Origin of the sequence: Streptomyces sp. BE20 (genome assembly GCF_036322525.1) — a bacterium.
Classification (GTDB): Bacteria; Actinomycetota; Actinomycetes; order Streptomycetales; family Streptomycetaceae; genus Kitasatospora.
Genome location: NZ_JAQYWW010000744.1, coordinates 1 through 301 on the forward strand (window position 1 = coordinate 1; position 301 = coordinate 301).

The following is a 301-nucleotide window of genomic DNA, read 5'->3' on the forward strand; positions in this document are numbered from 1 at the left end:
CCATCGCGGAGTCGCCGCCGGCGCCCGCGCCGACCATGGTGTGCAGCTCGTCGTTGTAGGTGACGACCTGGCCGTCGCTCTGGTTGATGTCGTTGAGGCCGGCCTTCAGCCGCTCCTCGAACTCCCCGCGGGACTTGGCGCCGGCCACCATCGCGCTGAGGTCCTGCGAGACCAGGGGCTTGCCCGGGAGCGACTCCGGCTGGTCGCCGTCCTAGATCCGCTTGGCGAGGCCCTCGATGTCGTCGGTCTTGCCGACGCCGGGCTCGCCGATCAGCACGGGGTTGTTCTTGGTCCGGCGGGA

Annotated in this window: 1 pseudogene; it reads right to left on the reverse strand. The window is 70.4% G+C overall.

Going from position 1 to position 301, the window contains the following annotated elements:
- Positions 1–301, reverse strand: a pseudogene (locus PUR61_RS16175) (AAA family ATPase); the annotation flags it as partial.